This is a genomic window from Algoriphagus faecimaris, from assembly GCF_900101705.1.
Classification (GTDB): Bacteria; Bacteroidota; Bacteroidia; order Cytophagales; family Cyclobacteriaceae; genus Algoriphagus; species Algoriphagus faecimaris.
This window is the reverse complement of the sequence record NZ_FNAC01000010.1, coordinates 101,611-120,842: the sequence shown is the minus strand read 5'-3', so window position 1 is coordinate 120,842 and position 19,232 is coordinate 101,611. Positions and strand designations below refer to the sequence as shown.

The window sequence follows — 19,232 nt, the reverse complement described above, 5'->3', positions numbered from 1 at the left end:
AAAAAAACAGAAGCCTGAGAGCTCAGGCCTCCGTTTTCTACAAATAAAACTACTTTCTCCCTGCAATGATCTGCTCTACTACCTCAGGGTCTAGAAGAGTTGAAGTGTCGCCTAGATTTTCTACGCTTCCTTCTGCCACCTTACGCAATATTCTTCGCATGATTTTACCTGATCGGGTTTTGGGTAATCCTGAGACAATCTGAACTTTATCCGGCTTAGCAATCGGTCCGATGATCTTAGAAACCGTATCCTTGATCTCATTGGTCAAGTTTTCTTCTGTTCTATTTTTCATATCACAGATGACATAAGCATAGATTCCCTGACCTTTGACCTCGTGAGGAAAACCAACAACAGCTGACTCAATGACCAATGGATGCTCATTGATGGCATTTTCGACCTCGGCAGTTCCCATTCGATGTCCAGATACATTGATCACATCATCTACACGGCCGAGAATTCGGTAGTAGCCGTCATGATCCCGCTTCACTCCGTCTCCTGTGAAATACATGCCTTTGTAAGTCGAGAAATAGGTCTGCTTGCAGCGATCATGATCTCCGTAGGTCGTCCGAATCATACTAGGCCAAGGGAATTTCACGCAGAGGTTGCCCTCCACGGAATTGCCTTTGAGCTCCTTTCCCTCTGCATCTACTATACAAAGCTGTACACCAGGAAGCGGTAGTGTAGCATAGGCAGGTTTGGTCGGGGTGATACCGGCAAGTGGAGAGACCATGATGCCACCAGTTTCTGTCTGCCACCAGGTATCTACGATGGGGCATTTTGATTTCCCTACGTGGGTATGATACCAGTGCCAAGCTTCCTCATTGATGGGTTCGCCTACAGAACCGAGAACTTTGAGCGAACTCAAATCATAGGGTTCAATCGGATCTGTACCATAGGCCTGCAGGGCACGGATTGCAGTCGGAGCAGTGTAGAAGGTATTCACTTTGTATTTTTCTACTACCGCCCAGAATCTTCCTGCGTCGGGGAAAGTAGGCACTCCCTCAAACATCAAGGAGGTTGCCCCCGACAAAAGCGGTCCGTACACGATATATGAATGGCCTGTAATCCAGCCTATGTCTGCAGTACACCAATATACATCACCAGGAGAATACTGGAATACATTTTCGAAGGAGTATTTAGTATAAACCATATAACCTCCTGTGGTGTGTACGACTCCCTTTGGCTTACCAGTAGAGCCTGAAGTATAGAGAATGAAGAGCATGTCTTCGCTGTCCATTTCTTCAGCTTTATTGGTATCTGCGATACCATCAATGACATCATGCCACCAATGATCTCTTCCCTCTTTCATTATCACATCCTGCCTCGTTCGCTGATACACAATGACCGTATCTACAGGAGCCTTTTCCAAGGCTTCATCTACCACCGCTTTGACAGCTATTTTTTTATTTCCTCTGAAATTACCGTCAGAAGTCAAAACAGCTTTGGCACCACAATCTATGATCCTGTCAGATAAAGCAGAAGAGCTAAAACCTGCAAAAACTACAGAGTGAACAGCTCCGATTCGAGCGCATGCCAGCATCGCAATCGCTGCTTCAGGTACCATTGGCATGTAGATGATAACCTTATCCCCTTTTTGGATTCCTTTTGCTTTTAGCGCATTGGAAAACTTACATACCTCATGATAAAGCTCCCTGTAGGTAATCGTTCTACCTTCTTCACTGGGATCGTTAGGTTCCCAGATGATGGCTGGACGATCTCCTATGGTAAAAAGGTGTCTCTCCAGTATATTCTCTGTGATATTGAGTTTCCCCTTGACAAACCAGTTTACATTAGGTTCGTCAAAATTCCAGTCTAGCACCTTGTCCCATCTTTTTTTCCAATGAAACGAATCTGCTATCCTAGCCCAAAACTCCTCGGGCTGAGCTACTGATTTTTGATATTCATGAAAGTACCCACTGAGGGTATGAAGTCTATCACTCATGGTTTTTTATTTTAGGTTTTAGTTAATTCAATTCAATAAGTTCTTCACTTTGGCGACCAAATCTTTATTTCCAAAAGGCTTAGTCAGGTAAAGGTCAGCACCGAGGTCAAGGCCTTTTTTGATATCTTGCTGTTTACTCTTGGCTGAGAGAAAAATCACCTTCACCTCATCACTTTTTTTTCTGATGTATTTGCAGACTTCATAGCCGTCCACCTTGGGCATCATGATATCGAGGATTACCAATTGAGGTAGATTTTCCTCCATGATTGCCATGGCCTCTTCCCCATCTCTCGCGATAAAGACCCGGAAGCCTTCCTTCTTCAAGAGGTATTCGAGAGAAAGTAGAATATTAGGCTCATCATCGACTATTAAAATCTTACTCATGGCCACTTAGTTGCTTTTTGTTTAATACGTCTATACTTAAAGGTAAGGAAAACTGGAAACAAGTCTTGCCCTCTATCCTATGGAGTGCTATTTTTCCCTGATGATACTCCACAATCTTTTTGGAGATAGCCAGACCCAAACCTGAGCCGATAGGCTTTTTACTAGTTTGATTTTTGGCTTGGAAAAATTTCTCAAAAATATAGGGTACCTCTTCTTCCGGTACTCCATTCCCATCGTCCCACACCTTGACCTCCAGTTCACCCTTAATTATTTCAGCCTCCATGCAAACCCAAGATTTTCCAAATTTGGATGCATTGGAGAGCAAGTTTAAAATCACCTGTTTGATCCGATCTTGATCCAAATTCATGTAGACCTCCTCCATGTTCATTTTGATTTCAAAAAGTAATTCTTTCTCTTTGATCAACTGATTCATCGAATCACAAGCCTCGAGAATCAATGTTTTGACGGGAGTCTTCTCTAAATTGAGCTCTTGCCTGCCCGAATCAAAACGCTCTAAATCAAGTACCTGATCTATCAATCGAGTCATTCGCTTGGTTTCCTGAATGATAATATCCAGAAATCTCTTCCGCTCTTCCTCGCTCAAATCATCATCTAGCAAAATCTCTGAAAATGCCCGAATGGAGGTAATGGGAGTTTTCATTTCATGAGAAACGGTAGAAATAAATTCATCTTTCAGCATGTCGTTCAGTTGAAGGCTCTCATTGAGAGATTGTAGCTTTTGCGAAGCCTTTTTAAGCGCTTTGCTTTTTTCTTTAAGCTCTTGATTTAGAGATTTGAGTTCTTGGGTTTCTTTCAAAATATCCAATACCTCCTCCATACTTATTTCTTCTTCTTGGACTACTGAGGCAACCAGAATTCTTGCGGAGGCTGCTCCGATGATCCCAGAGAGTAGTCTTTCCGAATAATTGACTAGCTCAGGATCTACGTAGCCTTTTGCTACCAGGTCTTTGCCCGTATCCCTGCTAAAATCCGCCAAAGCCACCGTGGTTTTTTGCTCTCCCAAAAAATTAACCAGTAAGGCCCTCAAATCAGGAAGGTAGGCTTTCCCCTTCCAAATCACAGCAGCATCCATGGAAGTACTGTACCGGAATATATCCACAAATACCACTGCCTGATTATGCTCTTTGGAGCTTTGCTCTGTGAAAAGGCTGATGGCTATATACAGGAAAGTATTGACCGATAAACTAAAGAAAAGCCCATGGGAAATATAGCTCAAGTCCCTAAAACCCAATAACTGGTCTGGCCGAAGAAAACCAAAACCAAAAAGGCCATCGACTAGTAGGTTCTCTGAAATATATCCCGCCGTCACCATCGTAGGGACCACCAAGGTGTAAAACCAAAGTATAAACCCTGCGATGATTCCAAGGAGCGCACCGACTCTTGCCCCTTTTTTCCAATAGATCCCACCAATGATCGCTGGGGCGAACTGAGCGATGGCGACAAAGGAAATCAGACCGATCGAAACAATGGTAAATCTCCCTGCCACCTCATGGTAATAAAAATAGGCGGCAAGGATGATGGCAAAAATCCCTATTCTACGCACCCAAATCAGAATTTTCCCCAGTCGATGCTGATACCTTCTCTGAAAGTTTTGATTGAAAATTAGAAGTGGCATTACCAGATTATTGCTAACCATGGTGCTAAGTGCTATCGTGGAGACAATAATCATCCCCGTAGCAGCAGAGAACCCACCGAGATACACCAGCATTGCCAACCATTCCTGATCAAAAGCAATCGGAAAAGCCAAAACAAAAGTATCCGCCTCGAAAGGAGTACTTGGAAAATAAACTAATCCACCAAAAGCAATAGGAAGAACGAAAATATTGATCAACAGTAGGTAAAGAGGGAAGAGCCACATCGCTGTATCGATATGCTTTTCATTTGTATTTTCGATGACACCCATCTGAAATTGCCTAGGCAAAAATAAAATCGCCATCATCGAGAGCGCCGACATATAAAACCACTCCGAGGCGCCATTTTCTCCCTGCATAACAAAAAGATGCTCAAAACCTGCCTCTGATGCCTGGCCGAAAATATCTCCAAATCCATCAAATACAAAATAACTCACAAAAACCCCAACTACCAGAAAGGCCAGCAATTTGAAAATAGACTCAAAGGCCACCGCCATCACCAATCCCTCATGCTGAGCCGTAGCTTCTATTTCTCTGGTACCAAACAACACGGTAAATAGTGCCAACCCCAAAGCCAAATAAAAAGCAGTATCCTGATAAAAAGGCAAGCCGGCCAAAAGCTCCACAGACTGGGAGTCCTGCAAAATCTGAAAGGACGTGGCCAATGCCTTGATCTGAATAGAGGTATAAGGCAAAATACCCACCAAACAAAAAACAGTCACGATACCCCCAAGTGTAATATTTTTCCCATAGCGACTCGAGATAAAATCTGCAATCGAGGAGATCCGCTGCACCTTAGAAATTCGGATGATTTTCCGCATGACTATCCACCATAGCGGTGCAATCAAACTTGGACCGATATAAATGGCTAAAAACTCTATCCCGTTGCTTGCGGCTCGACCCACTGAGCCATAATAAGTCCAAGCTGTACAATATACTGCTAGGGAAAGCGCATAGATTGCCGGATGATTGGAGAGTTTCCGGCCTTCTTTTGCCCTGCGCTCAGAAAACCAAGCAATAGCAAATAACAATGCCAGGTATCCAAAAGTAAATGATATGATAAGCAAACTACTAAACACTCTTATTCTTATCGGATTTTCTGATGACTAGGTAGGTAATCGTAATTAGTAAAGACCAAAAGCCAAAGACAAAAAGGTACATAACTGGTATTCCGAGCCATCGCTCAGGAATATCATAAATAGCCAAGACGGGATAATTTAATAAAAACAATCCCAAGAAAAATATGGCTCCTAAGTAGTGTTGCTTTAGGCTTTTCTTCATCTTTCTAAGATCTACAAATTACTGTAAATAGAGAAAAGAAAGGGGAGAAGCATCTGAGCTTATGAAGCTTTCCCCTTTCTAAATTTTTCAGTATCAATGCTCATGAGCTTCTCCGGCTCCGCGTGGGATTCGGATATCCTGAATCATATCCTGCACATCCTGAGGTGGCGCGGGAGTTGCTTTGGAGACAAAGTAGCAAACCACAAAATTTATGAGCATTCCCACACTCCCGATTCCTTCGGGAGAAATCCCGAAGAGGTAATTTGCAGCAGAAACAGTCTCCGGCTCCAGCCCAAGTAAAGTGACCCCAAACTTGAAGAAAATGATGTATCCGAGTGTAAAAACTAATCCGGAAATCATCCCTGCTATAGCACCTTCTTTGTTCATTCGAGTGGAGAAAATCCCCATAATGATCACCGGGAAGAAGGATGCCGCAGCCAATCCAAAAGCAAAAGCTACCACCTCTGCTACAAATCCAGGAGGATTGACACCAAAATAACCCGCTAGTACCACAGCTCCTGCTGCTGAAATTCTGGCAATCAATAGCTCTCTCTTCTCTGTCATATTAGGACGGAAGGTTCTGAAAAGGTCTCTGGAAACAGAAGTAGAAATCACCAGAAGAAGGCCTGCAGCGGTAGAAAGTGCCGCAGCCATTCCGCCTGCTGCTACCAATCCAATCACCCAATTGGGTAATTGAGCTATTTCTGGACTTGCCAGTACCATGATATCCTTATCTATATTCAACTCATTGGAATCGGCATCTGCGGTATATTGGACTATGCCGTCTCCGTTTTTATCATTTACAGTGATCAGGTTAGTCTTTTCCCAGTTTTCTACCCAAACCGGAAGATCATCCACAGGCTTATCGGCTACAGTCTCGATGGCATTGTATATCCCAAAAGCAGCCACTGCAGGAGCAGTAGTGTATAAGATAGCAATAAACACTAAGGCATAACCGGCAGAAAGTCGCGCATCCTTCACACGAGGAACGGTGAAAAACCGCACAATCACATGTGGCAAACCAGCAGTCCCCACCATCAAAGCCAAGGTAATCGCAAAGATATCCGCCATACCTTTTCGACCTGAGGTGTACTCAGCAAAGCCCATCTCTCCCAAGACCCCATCTAACCTATCCAAAAGATAAGATCCATCAGCTACGGTGCCTCCGAGTCCCATTTGCGGAACAGGGTTGCCTGTCAACTGCATAGAAACGAAAATTGCCGGCACCATAAACGCAAAAATTAACACACAATATTGGGCTACTTGAGTATAGGTAATCCCTTTCATCCCACCCAATACTGCATAAAAGAAGACTATACACATTCCGATAATCACCCCAGTATTGATATCTACTTCTAAGTATCTAGAAAATACGATACCTACTCCTCGCATCTGACCAGCCACATAGGTGAAGGAGATAAAGAGTGCACAAATCACCGCGACGACTCTGGCCTTATTGGAATAATACCTGTCTCCCACAAAATCGGGAACAGTAAATTTCCCAAACTTTCTGAGATATGGAGCCAGCAATAAGGCCAAAAGGACATAACCTCCTGTCCAGCCCATGAGATAAACCGATCCATCATAGCCTGAGAAAGCAATGATCCCGGCCATAGAGATAAATGACGCTGCAGACATCCAATCCGCCGCAGTGGCCATACCATTAGCAAGAGGAGAAACTCCACCTCCCGCAGTATAAAATTCTTTGGTAGAACCTGCTCTCGTGTAGATCGCGATTCCGATGTAGAGGGCAAAGGACAAGCCCACTAGTATATAGGTCCAAGTTAAAATATCCATTGATTTTTGGGTTTAGAGGGCTTATTCTTCGTTTACATCAAATTCCTTGTCCAGCTTGTTCATACGAAACACATAGACAAAAATCAATAGCACAAAGGCGTAAATGGAGCCTTGCTGAGCAAACCAAAAGCCGAGTTTAAAACCTCCGATCTTAATGGTATTGAGCGGTTCGACGAGTAAGATTCCGAATCCAAAGGATACGGTAAACCAGATGAGGAGAAGAATCCCGAGCAGTCTCAGGTTTTTCTTCCAATAGGCCTCTTTGCTAAATTTGTTTTCTGACATGGTTATTGGGTTTTATAAGAATATTTGCGTTTGTAAAATGAATTCTCCCGCAGAGCCATTCTGTCTGAAATTTTCGAACAGAGGGCGCTGACTATATTGAAGGGTGATCTTAGCCTGATGCGAATTGATATAATAGTTCATTCCCAAATCATATTGCCAAGAACCTTCCTCAAAGTACTCGAAATTTTTATGAGTCAATGCACCGAAGGCCTGAAGCCTTCCCTTTTCTCCTAGCCAGGACTTTGGTAATAAAAGCCCATTCTGGGTGTAGAAAATTTTTCCTGTTCCTATAGTAGGCTGAGCATTTCCTGGTCCATTTTGACTAGATCCCGCTCCAAAACCGACATTCATGACGCCTATATTTCTAAGGTAATTGGGACCAAAATCATAGTGATAATAAACCACATAGCTAGTCAAAGCTGTACCTGACGCCGTATTTAAAGGTAGATCCAAAAACGTGTCTAGCCCAAATAAAGTCATATCATGGGTTTGAATGGCTCCGCTAGCTGTTCTGGAATTGGTGGCTTGAGGGTGATGATGCCAGCCGGCACCTATATTGAATACGTTTTTGGTTCCAAGATAAGACCCCACAAAATAGGGTAGTTTATTGTTTTCCTGATCGAGAAACTGATAATTGATATAGCCCTGCGTAGCCCAATTGTCATTGAGTACATTCCCTGCTACAGGCCTGGAATTAGCCTCATCATAGCGACCACCTGCGCCGATGGCAAAAGGCTTGTTCAGAGCCAAACGATAGTCTATTTTTCCCAGCTTACCCTTGGCATAGAAGCCAAACTGTCTTGCAAACTGATCCGTCAATTCGATCAATGGCCAATTGAAAATGGGCGCATCCACAGCCATAAAATTCAAGGTACTGTGACTAGTCATACGGGAAATACCATTCCAATAGTGCAATCCTGTACCTAAATAGAGCGCATCTGTGACCTTAAACTCCGTCCAGATATCATGAAAAAATAACTGCGGCTTTTTAGCAGAAATCCCATTAGCTGTTCCTACTCCCGTTTCGGGGTCTACAACTACTGGAAGATTTCCGGGATTACCAGTAGCACCACCTCCTGGAACTCCTCCATTAGCAAACGTCTGATTATTGATCCCCCAATGGGAAAGAATCATAAAACGAGGGGAAACTTCCGCATAGGCCAATATCCTAGCCCTTCTGATTCCTATATCTAAAGAAGTTGATTGGGGATTTCCTGCGATATCCAGAGTGCCTGGATTATTTTCGGTGACTCTTGCCCATAGTTGATTCCAAAAAAGGAATCGGATGAATTTGGTGCCGTCATCACTTAACTTAAGGGTTAGTGGCTTGTAATTATGATCAATAAAATCCCCCTTCTGCTTCTTTGAAGGCCTGTTTTGTTCAGGAATGGTATCCTGCGCTTGAAGGTGAAAGGTAATAAAGACCAATCCAAACAAGCTCAAAAGCTTTGCAACATGGATCTTCATGGTTTTTTTGGGTTAGGTTAATACACTTGCCCAAGCCTGTCAGCAAGTGATTCCAATAATGATAAGAGAAAAATGAATTCAAAAAACAGCTATACTTTTTTGTAAAATTGAAATAGCTAACCCAATTATATTTGGTTATCTGTTTCTAAATCGCTCCCACTTAATTACCATAAACTTATCTCCCAATTCGGTGATTACCATTCCCGTATCCATAAGATTCTCTTTCACAGCCATGAATTTGACCAATTCTGTGTGATTGAGCACTTTATACGTGGGTCTATAGTCGTAATTTTCTGGTGCTTTGACTTTGTACTGCTTGACCCAGTTCATGACAGAGACATGGCTGACACCCAATATTCTTTCGATTTCACGATAAGAGATTCCCTCGATATAGAGCTGTAAAGCCTTCACCACGTAATATTTGTCTATGGCTTTCCCCAGTTTCTTCACCGAAAAATGATAGCCGCACTTTTTACAACAAAAGCGCTGTCTCCCATCAATTACTCCACTTTTTATCACCTTTTGGTGGCTACATTTAGGACAGTTAGGTCTTTCCATTTGCTTAAAAATAAGTTTAACTATAGTAATTTAGCTAATCTATATTTATTTAGCAAAAAGTATCATTTGATAAGACGAATAATAGTAAAACAAAATTAAATTCTGTGAAATCTAACTTAATAGCAATTTTTAAGAGTGATTCTCCTCATAGAAAAAACTCGGATACAATGGCCAAGCTAGCCGCTAAAAAACTTACCAAAAGCTTGTTGAGCTGAAGCTTGTGCTGCGGGCTACTTTCAAAAAAGATGGTTGTAGAAATATGCAAAAATCCTCCGGCCACCAGTCCATAGAGTATTCCGATTCCTTCCTTGTCCAATAGCCCTGATTCATAGAAAAAAGCACTTGAAAACATCCCCAAAGGAGAGGCCAAAGCAAATAGCGTAAGTAAAATCAAAGTCCACCTCTTAGACAAAACTGAAGACAAAACCGCCGTCAGAGCGAAAGCTGCAGGTCCTTTGTGCATGATGATACCCAGTAATACCGTCTTGCTGCTATGGACATGGCCAAGGGCTTCTGTTTCCTCCACCAAGCTACCATGTGAGAGTAAAGTCCCTTCCAGAAAAGCATGAATAAAAAGTCCCAACATGACTGTCACTACTCCACTTTTACCCTGCCCATGATGATGTATATGGCCATGCTCGATTCCACTGGATAGATATTCAAGCAATTGCTGAATCAAGAAACCGATCAAAATGTAGAGGCCCATTTTGGACCCGTCTATTCCATTGGTAAATAACTCCGGAATGATATGCAAGATGGTAATCGAAAAGAGGTAAGAACCAGCAAAAACCAAGACCAGTTTGAAATACTTATCTCGGAATTGGGGCGCAAAAAAAACCAATGATCCCGCGATCATGGCGGTAAGAAATAAAAGAAGAAAATTAATGCCCATGCCTGATAGACCTCTCTCGGGATGATTTTAAGAAAGAGATGAAGGTATAACCCGCCCAAAGGTAATAAAATTCAATAATGTTGCATTTAAAATCGCGCCAGAGTTTTAGATCATCGTAAAACCAGTAATTTCAATTGACTGCAAAGGAAACATAAGGTTTTAACCTATCACTTAGATAGGTACCATAGCTACCATCCGGCTCACTATAAATCAGAAAAACATCGATCTCATCTCTTGATTCAGCAAGTGAAATGGCTTTTTCTGTCCCCAATACCATCATTGCAGTAGCAAAGGCATCAGCGGTCATACAATCATTTGCTACCACAGTAGCACTCAGCAAATTATGAACTACGGGATAGCCTGTCTTCGGATCTATGGTATGAGATATTTTAATAGAGTCGCGAACATAAAAATTCCGATAATTCCCAGAAGTAGCCATTCCCCTATTATCCAGAGCAATTATACTATACAGTTCTGAGGCGGAAGCCTCTTCCTCGGGACGATTGACCCCTACCTTCCAGAGCTCTCCTTTGTCATTGACTCCTTTGGCCACCAATTCACCTCCAATCTCCACCAGCAAGTTCTCCACGCCTTTCTCAGTCAAAAACTCAGCAATAACATCTACTCCCTGTCCTTTTGCAATAGCAGAAAAGTCAAGGTATATCTCAGGATTTCGTTTTCTTACTTGATTTGCATCCCACTCAATTTGATCAAAACCTACTAGGCCAAGTAGATTCTGAATTGCTACCGAATCCTTCAGCTCAGGACCTCCCGGACCAAATCCCCACACATTCACCAAGGGTCCGACGGTAGGGTCAAAAGCACCACCCGTCAATTCGTAAATCCCTCTCGCACTCTGGAGTACTTCAGGAAAATAGGGCAGTTCAAAATCCAAAGTATCATTTTGATTAAATCTGCTCAATTCTGAATCGGGGATGTAGGTAGAAAGACTCTGATTAAAAATTTGAAGCAGGGAATCTATGCTTTCCTGAAAGTTTCTTCCCTGCTGATCCAAATAAGTGATTTGATAGGATGTGCCCATGGTCTGACCGGAAAAACTCATTTTCTGATCGACTTGTGTATTTTGAAATACAGGAACTTCGGCTGTTTCTCGATTTCTCCAAGAATAAACCAAAAAGACCATCAGAAGTAATACCAAGGAATAAATGATGTTTTTACGGGCGTTGGATTGCATATCGGATAATATTTGCTGCAAATTTAACCTATATTTCTTCGGGATGTTAAGGATTAACCAGCACATTTTTACCCCTGACTAGCTCCCTTATTTTCCTATATTTGTATGCCATTCGAAAATTATGAGAGAAGATTACCTAAGCGGAGACGATGAAAGTTTAAGTCCAAAAGACCGTGAGTTTGAAAAAGCACTGAGACCCTTAAGTTTTGAGGACTTCACAGGCCAGGCTAAAATCGTAGAAAACCTACGGGTTTTTGTATTGGCCGCCAAAAACCGAAACGAACCGCTTGATCACGTATTACTTCATGGACCTCCAGGTCTAGGCAAGACCACCCTTAGCCATATCATTGCCAATGAGCTCCAAGCCGGCATAAAAATCACCTCGGGCCCGGTCTTGGACAAACCTTCAGATTTAGCAGGGCTACTGACCAATCTGGAAGAAGGCGATGTACTTTTCATTGATGAAATCCACCGCCTTAACCCCATCGTAGAGGAATACTTATACTCGGCCATGGAGGACTTTAGGATAGACATCATGCTGGATTCTGGACCCAATGCCCGCTCCGTGCAGATTTCACTCAGCCCTTTTACCCTGATCGGCGCAACTACTCGCTCTGGCTTATTGACTTCACCTCTTCGTGCCCGGTTTGGTATCAATTCCCGATTGGAATACTATGATGCCAAATTACTCACCGATATTGTCACCCGGTCTGCGGGAATTCTGAATACACCTATCGATGAGATTGCAGCATTTGAAATTGCCCGAAGAAGTCGCGGTACACCAAGAATAGCCAATATGCTACTGCGTAGAACCCGGGATTTTGCAGAAGTGAAAGGTGACGGAACCATCACGCTTGAGATTTCAAAAATAGCCCTCAATGCCCTAGATGTAGATGAAAACGGTCTTGATGAAATGGATAATCGCATTCTGATGACTATCATCGAAAAATTTAAGGGAGGACCAGTAGGACTAAGTACCATCGCTACCGCTTGCGGTGAAGAAGCAGAAACTATAGAGGAGGTTTACGAGCCTTTCTTGATTCAAGAGGGCTATCTGAAGCGCACAGCCAGAGGAAGAATGGCCACAGAAATGGCCTATAAGCATCTTAAAATCAAACCTAATCCAAGTAGTGGGAGTCTTTTTGAAGGAATTTAAAATCTAGTGGGTTTACCAAGGCTCAAATTTACCGCATCGATTCAGCCTAATTTGAGGCGAAGTTCACCTTGTCTCTTGACTACTCGAACTTCAAAAAACTGATTGATGAACGCCTTACAGTGATTCTCAGACCATTCGGCTCTGGATTCGGTATCATAGAGCACTGTCATCCGCAGCATGGTTTTGACATAAGGTTCGTATTGACCCAGATCTTGAACATACTTTACCAAGGCCGCTGACCAGTCTTCCTGAAACTTCTCGAAATGGGTCCGACCATCAAATAGAAACTCCAATTGATTGTCTCCGTGTTTGTAGCGATACACTCCGCACAATTGCCGGTAAATCATTCTGACCCGATCTCGGGGAAACTCTAAGGTATCCAGAATCCTAGCATAAGTCGGCTCCATCAGACGAAGCGGATTATATAAAAATGTATACGAACGCTTCAACTCAAAAACCATTCGGTCGATCATCTCCTCCTCTAGCACGGATTGAGCTTGACGGAGAATGTAGTTTTTGTCTAGTGGGAAAATTTTTTCGATCATTTTACTGGTAATCGGTTGTCAAAAATAATGAAATCCACAATAAATCGTCCAATTTCTCCCTGTCAAATCACCAATCGGCTGGTCTTCTTGCCTGATAGTCGCTCATTTTGTCCAATAACTCCGCAGGATCATCCGAAACCAAAAGCAGCTCTTCCTGCTCAGGATAAAGAAATCCCTCCTGCTTGGCATGGTTTAAAAAACCCAAAAGCTGATTGTAATATCCATTTACATTATACAACGCCAAGGGCTTTTGAATGTAGTGAAGCTGATTAAGTGTCATGATTTCAAATAACTCCTCCAAAGTCCCTATTCCTCCAGGCATGGCAATAAACCCATCTCCCCGCTCAGCCATGAGCCATTTTCGATCACGCATGGTCTCCACGATGATCAATTCGGTACAGCCTTGATGTGCCACCTCCCGATCGACAAGTTTTTGGGGAATAATCCCCAAGACCTTCTTACCTGCAGCTAGCATTTCGTCAGCTATTACTCCCATTAGACCTACTCTTCCTGCCCCATAGACAAGTTCGAGATCCCGCTTCGCCATTTCCTTGGCCAAAGTAATCGCTGCGGCTTCATAATCCGGTTTGTTCCCTTTTTTAGAGCCGCAATAGACTGTTATCTTCTTCATTTTTGTTTTATTCTGACGCCTGAAATTAGGCCTTCCTTTTCAGTCTACAAAGGTATTGGGAGCTCAATTTTTCCAAGCCTAGCTATGCTTCATTCTCAATTTTACCAATAAAAAGGACAAAAATTGTAGCTTTGTGGCTTGATTAAGAGCAATCGCATGTATCAGGAAAAAATTGAAGCTATCAAAGCAGCCATCGCCGCTGCAGACGCCAGTAATCCCCAGGAATTGGAAGCCTTCCGTATGGAATATATCTCCAAAAAAAGCGTCGTAGGGGCACTTTTTGCAGATATGGGTAAGATCCCCAATGAAGAAAAACGAGCCTATGGCCAATTGGTCAATAGTGTGAAGCAACTGGCTGAGGAAAAATTTCAAGAACTGATCGAGAAAGTAAACGATGCCAATAAAAAGACCAAGTCGGCATCCATAGACCTTACCTTACCCCCCTCCAATAGGGAAATTGGAGGAATTCATCCACTTACGGCTACTCGCCAGCGAATTATTGAGATATTTGAGCGCATAGGGTTCAATCTTTCCGAAGGACCAGAAATCGAGGATGACTGGCACAATTTTACGGCACTGAACTTCCCGGAAAATCACCCTGCTCGCGAGATGCAGGATACCTTTTTTATTGAAAAAAATCCTGACATCGCACTGCGGACTCACACCTCCTCTGTGCAAGTACGAGTGATGGAGAATCAAAAACCGCCTATCCGGACACTTTCCCCAGGAAGAGTCTATAGAAATGAAGCCATCTCAGCACGAGCACATTGCATTTTCCATCAGGTCGAAGGGCTTTACGTGGATGAGAATGTAGGGTTTGCAGACCTCAAAAATACCCTCTATCACTTTGCCAAAGAGATGTTTGGCAAAGGCACAAAAGTGAGATTTAGACCTTCCTATTTCCCCTTTACTGAGCCCAGTGCAGAGATTGATATTTCTTGTTTGCTCTGTGGGGGCGATGGCTGCAATGTATGTAAAGGTACCGGCTGGGTAGAGATAGGTGGATCAGGAATGGTGGACCCAAACGTACTTGAAAACTGCGGAATCGACTCAAAAAAATATACCGGATTTGCCTTTGGTATGGGTATCGAGCGTATCGCTATGCTAAAATATCAAATTAAGGATTTACGCTTATTCACGGAAAATGATATCCGCTTTTTAAGGCAGTTTAGACCTTTGCTTTAGCGAATAATTCTACCCTACTAGTATTGAGGCTGTCTAAAATCCTGTATTGGAATTTGAGACAGCCTCTTTATTGACTAAATGCTGTTTAATCTGAACTTTGCATTAGACTTCTTATTTCGAGCCCTGAATGATTAAAAATCATCGGTTCCTGCAACTCTCTTTCGAATTCCTTTTTCAATATACACTATCGTAAAAAGCCCTATTCCCGCTGCGATAATCCGAATCCATGAATCTATCCCAATGGGAGCGGAGTGAAACAGCTTGTTCATAAATGGAGCATGAATGAAGAGCAGCTGAAGGAGTATCATCAATGTTGTACCGACATAGATCCACTTATTTGAAAAGAAACCAATCTCTCTAATGGATCGTCTGAAAGAACGGCAGTTGAACAGATAGAAGATTTCTAAAACCACGAAGACTGTAGTGGCCACAGTTTGGGCTTCTTGGATGGAGGCCCCTATAGATAATTCATACCTAAACATCAGAAAAGCGGCAACCATAATCAATGAGCCCACAAGAAGTGTCCTCATGATCAGGGGAAAGGTCAAAAGGGGCTTGTTTACAGGAATAGGAGGTCTATTCATTATCCCCGGCTCCTTGGGCTCAAAAGTCAGCATTAGGCCTAATAGTACCGCAGTAGTCATGTTGATCCATAGAATCTGCACGGGCCCAAGTGGCAACTGAGTTGAAAAAACAATGCTGGCCAAAATGACTAGTCCCTCACCAAGATTGGTAGGAAGGGTCCATACGATAAATTTGGTGAGGTTATCCAATACCCCTCTGCCCTCTTCCACCGCAGCTTCTATTGAAGCAAAATTATCATCCGTTAAGATCATATCCGCAGCATCTTTTGCGACTTCTGTACCTGTAATCCCCATGGCTACGCCGATATTTGCCTGCTTCAGGGCTGGACCGTCATTGACCCCGTCCCCAGTCATGGCTACCACATGACCCATAGCCTGGAGTGCTTTTACCAATCTCAATTTTTGATCAGGGCTCACCCTGGCAAAAACCGATACTTCTTCCACCACTTCTTGAAGTTCTTGATCCGATAATTTTTTAAGCTCAAGACCATTTAAGGCTTTTAATTTTCCATTTTCAATCTTTCCCACTATGCCCAGTTGAGTAGCAATCGTGGCTGCAGTCAAAGCGTGATCTCCTGTGATCATTTTTACATTGATTCCTGCCCCCTGACATAGTTCGATAGCCTTAATTGCCTCTTTTCTGGGAGGATCAATCATTCCCTGAAGCCCTGTGAAGACCATTCCCTCAACCACATCGGAGTGGTCAATAGTAATTTTAGAAGAATCAAAGGTTTTAAAAGCAAAAGCTAAAACCCGGAGTCCTTCAGAGGCTAACTTTTCAGCAGTATTCTCGATGTATGCTTTATCGATGGGCACGCGCTCTCCTGAATGATCCAACATTGACTCGCAAGTCCGAAGAACGGCCTCAAGTGAGCCTTTTAAAAAAACGAGATTTTCGTCATATTGGTGCAAGGTGGCCATGTACTGGTATTCCGACTGAAATGGTATCTCATCAATTCGGGGAAAATATTGATCAGTATAATGATCCTTGATTCCGGCCTTTTCGGCAGCACTAATCAATGCCCCCTCCGTGGGGTCTCCTTCCACAATCCAGCGGTCTTCTTCCTCTTTTATTCGGCTGTCATTACAAAGCACACTTCCTCTCAATAAAATTTGAAGCGAGGGTTTTCTATTCAGCACTATTTCTTCACCTTCATACAATACTTTTCCCTCAGGCTTGTAGCCAATTCCTGTCACGTCAAATAATTCGCCACCTGCGATAATCTTTTGGACTGTCATCTGATTTTCGGTGAGTGTCCCAGTCTTGTCTGAGCAAATGATATTGGTACTTCCGAGGGTCTCCACTGCCACTAGTTTTCTGATGATAGCTCTTCTATTGGCCATTTTAGATACTCCTATGGCCAGCATAATCGTCACTGCTGCAGGCAATCCCTCCGGGATGGCACCTACCATCAAGGCAACAGCAACCATAAATGCATCTGCCAAACTTTCTCCTCTTGCCCATGCTATGAGCAGAATGAGTACTGAAAAACTTAAAATCACCCAGAGTAAAATGTGGCTAAACTGCTTAATCTTCAGCGTCAAAGGGGTGTCGAGCTCCTCAGCAGATACTATGGACTGATTGATTTTACCCATCTCGGTGTGGTCCCCTGTACGGACTACTACTCCCTTAGCCGTTCCATAGGTGACGACAGTCGAGGCAAATCCCAGATTCTTTTTATCCCCAATCATCACATCGCCATCGATAGGGACGGGGTTTTTTTCTGTAGAGATAGACTCTCCAGTGAGGGCAGACTCATCTACCTGCAAGTCCTTCACCGCCACTATTCGAAGGTCGGCCGTCATTTTATCACCAGGCTGGACTAACACCACATCACCCGGAACCAAAAAGACGCTATTGATTACCGCCTTCTTTCCATCCCTCAAGACTGTAGCACTTGTACTCATCCCTTTGGATAGGCCGTCGATCGCCTTCAGTGCTTTTGTCTCTTGAATGTAGCCTATGATCGAATTGATTAAAATGACAGCAAAGATAACGGCAGAATCAGGGTACTCTCCAAGAAACAGGGTCACTACCGTGGCCGCCAAAAGAATGTAGATCAAAGGTTGATGAAACTGTAAAAGAAAGCGCACAAGACTACTCTGTCGCTTCTTGGTTTGAATACGGTTTTCACCAAAAGATTTTAATCTAAGATTCACCTCCGCAGTAGAGAGTCCCTTTTCGAGGTCGGTGTCCAACTCTCGTGTTACTTCCTCCACATGCAATGCATGCCAATCTGTAGCGTTATTCTTCATAGGTTTCTACTTTTAAAAATTATTACTCAATGTGCCAAAATGATCTTCACAAAACTCTAGCGCTACTATTCTTCTAAAGGAATCGAATACTATTCGACTATGCTATTTTTTTTCTTTGCTCAACCACTCTTTAATTTAAAATTCAAGACAAAAAAATAAAAAGTCAAATTCTCAAAACTTAACTTGAGCTTTTAACCTTTTGCCTTCTCGCTCAAAGGCTACTTGCGTCTCATCTCCTTTTTTGAAACTGCCTAAGGCTCGCATATAGCTCATCATGTCCACTATGGTCGAATCTCCCATCTGCAGAATAATGTCACCCTTGGCAAGACCCGCTAGCTGGGCAGGTTTGTCCTCTGACACTCCATCTATGCGCATACCTTGACCATCATACAAATAATCCGGAACCACCCCCAAAGAGACTGTAAATCTCGGTGAGTCTCCGGTACTATCTTTGGTTTTGGTAAATGTCAGCTTGGGCTGTCTATCCAACTGAGTAATCAAGCGATCAATGTATCGAACTATCTGGACTAAGCCTTCGAAGTTAATTTTATCTGCATCGTCGGAAGGCCGGTGGTAGTCTTCATGCTGACCAGTAAAAAAATGAAGCACGGGTAAATCCTGTAGATAAAAAGAAGTATGGTCCGAAGGCCCTACACCAGACTCGGAGGTTACCAATTTTAAACTATCCGCATTGGCAAGATCAAGAGCGGGGACAAAAGCAGGACTGGTACCTACACCATTGATTGCTAGGGTTCCCTCTACATTTAATCGGCCTACCATATCCATATTGATCATATAATTGGTCGTCTCCAAATCAAGCGTGGGGTTTTTTACAAAATAATTGGAGCCCCAAAGGCCATTTTCCTCACCGGAAAAAGCAATGAAAAGAAAATTAGACAGGTATTCTTTTGCCTTTAAAATTTCTGCTAAAGCTACCAAAGCCGCAGTGCCAGACGCATTGTCATCAGCTCCATTATGAATCGCCGAATCCCCTCTATGTAGAGAACTTGTACCACCATAGCCCAAGTGATCAAAATGTGCTCCTATCACCACTGTCTTTTGGGATTGATTGTCGAGGAAACCCAGCACATTTCTACCGGTGATCCCTTCCCCATCGACACCGATGATGGCTTCTTCGTGGGGATTGCTCGGTTTAGAAACGGTAAACTCCTGATAAAAACCATCCGTACCCATTGGCTGCAGACCGATCTCAGAAAATCTGGCGGCTAAGTATTCGGCTGCCTTCTCCTCACCTGCAGTACCAATAGCCCGACCCTCAAGTTGATCTGCCGCCAAGTAATTGACATCCGACTGGAGGCTTTTAAGTAGGGCCTCATCAGAGAGCTGGCTCTGGCAGGATGCTCCTAAGAGGAGAAAAGAAAAAAGCATGAAAATCCGAAAGTTGATCATAGAGATAGTAGT

At 43.1% G+C, this 19,232-nt stretch carries 16 protein-coding genes; 2 read left to right on the top strand and 14 right to left on the bottom strand.

The window, feature by feature from the left end; genetic code table 11:
- Positions 1–49 precede the first annotated feature (49 nt).
- The 10 genes from acs to BLQ57_RS07295 all read right to left on the bottom strand — a co-directional run bounded on the left by acs (position 50) and on the right by BLQ57_RS07295 (position 11,453).
- Positions 50–1,942: an acetate--CoA ligase gene (acs, locus tag BLQ57_RS07340; RefSeq protein WP_087938599.1), complete on the bottom strand. Its 1,893-nt coding sequence runs from the start codon at positions 1,940–1,942 to the stop codon at positions 50–52.
- 27 nt (positions 1,943–1,969) lie between these two features.
- The gene (locus tag BLQ57_RS07335; protein WP_087938699.1) at positions 1,970–2,326 is read right to left on the bottom strand and encodes a response regulator transcription factor; all 357 of its coding nucleotides are present in this window, start codon (positions 2,324–2,326) and stop codon (positions 1,970–1,972) included.
- The gene (locus BLQ57_RS07330; RefSeq protein ID WP_087938600.1) at positions 2,319–5,057 is read right to left on the bottom strand and encodes a sensor histidine kinase; all 2,739 of its coding nucleotides are present in this window, start codon (positions 5,055–5,057) and stop codon (positions 2,319–2,321) included. Before BLQ57_RS07330 ends, BLQ57_RS07335 begins: the two co-directional genes overlap by 8 nt.
- Positions 5,050–5,259 carry a hypothetical protein gene (locus tag BLQ57_RS07325; protein ID WP_087938601.1) on the bottom strand — a complete coding sequence of 70 codons (210 nt, stop codon included), beginning with the start codon at positions 5,257–5,259 and terminating at the stop codon, positions 5,050–5,052. The genes BLQ57_RS07330 and BLQ57_RS07325 overlap by 8 nt, the downstream gene beginning before the upstream one ends.
- A gap of 93 nt (positions 5,260–5,352) precedes the next feature.
- The gene (locus tag BLQ57_RS07320; RefSeq protein WP_087938602.1) at positions 5,353–7,056 is read right to left on the bottom strand and encodes a sodium:solute symporter family protein; all 1,704 of its coding nucleotides are present in this window, start codon (positions 7,054–7,056) and stop codon (positions 5,353–5,355) included.
- Between the two features lie 21 nt (positions 7,057–7,077).
- On the bottom strand, positions 7,078–7,341 hold the full coding sequence (locus BLQ57_RS07315; protein WP_087938603.1) for a DUF4212 domain-containing protein: 264 nt from the start codon (positions 7,339–7,341) through the stop codon (positions 7,078–7,080).
- 12 nt (positions 7,342–7,353) lie between these two features.
- Positions 7,354–8,808, bottom strand: coding sequence for a porin (locus BLQ57_RS07310; protein WP_087938604.1), 1,455 nt, complete (start codon positions 8,806–8,808; stop codon positions 7,354–7,356).
- A gap of 135 nt (positions 8,809–8,943) precedes the next feature.
- Positions 8,944–9,366, bottom strand: coding sequence for an IS1/IS1595 family N-terminal zinc-binding domain-containing protein (locus BLQ57_RS07305; protein ID WP_087938605.1), 423 nt, complete (start codon positions 9,364–9,366; stop codon positions 8,944–8,946).
- A 145-nt stretch (positions 9,367–9,511) separates the two neighbouring features.
- A complete protein-coding gene (locus tag BLQ57_RS07300; protein ID WP_087938606.1) occupies positions 9,512–10,258 on the bottom strand; it encodes a ZIP family metal transporter in 747 nt (248 codons plus the stop codon).
- 130 nt (positions 10,259–10,388) lie between these two features.
- Entirely contained in the window at positions 10,389–11,453 is a 1,065-nt protein-coding gene (locus tag BLQ57_RS07295) for an FAD:protein FMN transferase (RefSeq protein ID WP_087938607.1), read from the bottom strand.
- Between the two features lie 121 nt (positions 11,454–11,574).
- Between BLQ57_RS07295 and ruvB the strand changes: the two genes are divergently transcribed.
- Positions 11,575–12,609, top strand: coding sequence for a Holliday junction branch migration DNA helicase RuvB (ruvB, locus tag BLQ57_RS07290; RefSeq protein WP_087938608.1), 1,035 nt, complete (start codon positions 11,575–11,577; stop codon positions 12,607–12,609).
- A gap of 41 nt (positions 12,610–12,650) precedes the next feature.
- Here the strand turns inward: ruvB and BLQ57_RS07285 are convergent, their stop codons facing one another.
- Together BLQ57_RS07285 and BLQ57_RS07280 are read right to left on the bottom strand one after the other, a co-directional pair.
- Complete coding sequence (locus BLQ57_RS07285) at positions 12,651–13,154, bottom strand: hypothetical protein (RefSeq protein ID WP_087938609.1); 504 nt, start codon at positions 13,152–13,154, stop codon at positions 12,651–12,653.
- Between the two features lie 67 nt (positions 13,155–13,221).
- Positions 13,222–13,785 carry an LOG family protein gene (locus BLQ57_RS07280; RefSeq protein WP_087938610.1) on the bottom strand — a complete coding sequence of 188 codons (564 nt, stop codon included), beginning with the start codon at positions 13,783–13,785 and terminating at the stop codon, positions 13,222–13,224.
- Positions 13,786–13,941: 156 nt separating this feature from the next.
- Here BLQ57_RS07280 and pheS point away from each other — a divergent pair, with 156 nt between their 5' ends.
- Entirely contained in the window at positions 13,942–14,970 is a 1,029-nt protein-coding gene (gene pheS, locus BLQ57_RS07275) for a phenylalanine--tRNA ligase subunit alpha (RefSeq protein WP_087938611.1), read from the top strand.
- Positions 14,971–15,101: 131 nt separating this feature from the next.
- Here pheS and BLQ57_RS07270 read toward each other — a convergent pair whose 3' ends face one another.
- Positions 15,102–17,810: a cation-transporting P-type ATPase gene (locus BLQ57_RS07270; RefSeq protein ID WP_087938612.1), complete on the bottom strand. Its 2,709-nt coding sequence runs from the start codon at positions 17,808–17,810 to the stop codon at positions 15,102–15,104.
- 171 nt (positions 17,811–17,981) lie between these two features.
- Entirely contained in the window at positions 17,982–19,220 is a 1,239-nt protein-coding gene (locus BLQ57_RS07265; RefSeq protein WP_087938613.1) for a M28 family peptidase, read from the bottom strand.
- Between the last annotated feature and the right edge of the window lie 12 nt (positions 19,221–19,232).

What these genes read in the sequence shown, in the direction of transcription:
- BLQ57_RS07295 (WP_087938607.1), bottom strand. Translation starts at nt 11,453, where the DNA reads ATGCAATCCAACGCCCGTAAAAACATCATTTATTCCTTGGTATTACTT.
- BLQ57_RS07320 (WP_087938602.1), bottom strand. Translation starts at nt 7,056, where the DNA reads ATGGATATTTTAACTTGGACCTATATACTAGTGGGCTTGTCCTTTGCC.
- BLQ57_RS07285 (WP_087938609.1), bottom strand. Translation starts at nt 13,154, where the DNA reads ATGATCGAAAAAATTTTCCCACTAGACAAAAACTACATTCTCCGTCAA.
- BLQ57_RS07325 (WP_087938601.1), bottom strand. Translation starts at nt 5,259, where the DNA reads ATGAAGAAAAGCCTAAAGCAACACTACTTAGGAGCCATATTTTTCTTG.
- BLQ57_RS07300 (WP_087938606.1), bottom strand. Translation starts at nt 10,258, where the DNA reads ATGGGCATTAATTTTCTTCTTTTATTTCTTACCGCCATGATCGCGGGA.
- BLQ57_RS07265 (WP_087938613.1), bottom strand. Translation starts at nt 19,220, where the DNA reads ATGATCAACTTTCGGATTTTCATGCTTTTTTCTTTTCTCCTCTTAGGA.
- BLQ57_RS07335 (WP_087938699.1), bottom strand. Translation starts at nt 2,326, where the DNA reads ATGAGTAAGATTTTAATAGTCGATGATGAGCCTAATATTCTACTTTCT.
- BLQ57_RS07280 (WP_087938610.1), bottom strand. Translation starts at nt 13,785, where the DNA reads ATGAAGAAGATAACAGTCTATTGCGGCTCTAAAAAAGGGAACAAACCG.
- BLQ57_RS07270 (WP_087938612.1), bottom strand. Translation starts at nt 17,810, where the DNA reads ATGAAGAATAACGCTACAGATTGGCATGCATTGCATGTGGAGGAAGTA.
- BLQ57_RS07305 (WP_087938605.1), bottom strand. Translation starts at nt 9,366, where the DNA reads ATGGAAAGACCTAACTGTCCTAAATGTAGCCACCAAAAGGTGATAAAA.
- BLQ57_RS07310 (WP_087938604.1), bottom strand. Translation starts at nt 8,808, where the DNA reads ATGAAGATCCATGTTGCAAAGCTTTTGAGCTTGTTTGGATTGGTCTTT.
- acs (WP_087938599.1), bottom strand. Translation starts at nt 1,942, where the DNA reads ATGAGTGATAGACTTCATACCCTCAGTGGGTACTTTCATGAATATCAA.
- pheS (WP_087938611.1), top strand. Translation starts at nt 13,942, where the DNA reads ATGTATCAGGAAAAAATTGAAGCTATCAAAGCAGCCATCGCCGCTGCA.
- BLQ57_RS07315 (WP_087938603.1), bottom strand. Translation starts at nt 7,341, where the DNA reads ATGTCAGAAAACAAATTTAGCAAAGAGGCCTATTGGAAGAAAAACCTG.
- ruvB (WP_087938608.1), top strand. Translation starts at nt 11,575, where the DNA reads ATGAGAGAAGATTACCTAAGCGGAGACGATGAAAGTTTAAGTCCAAAA.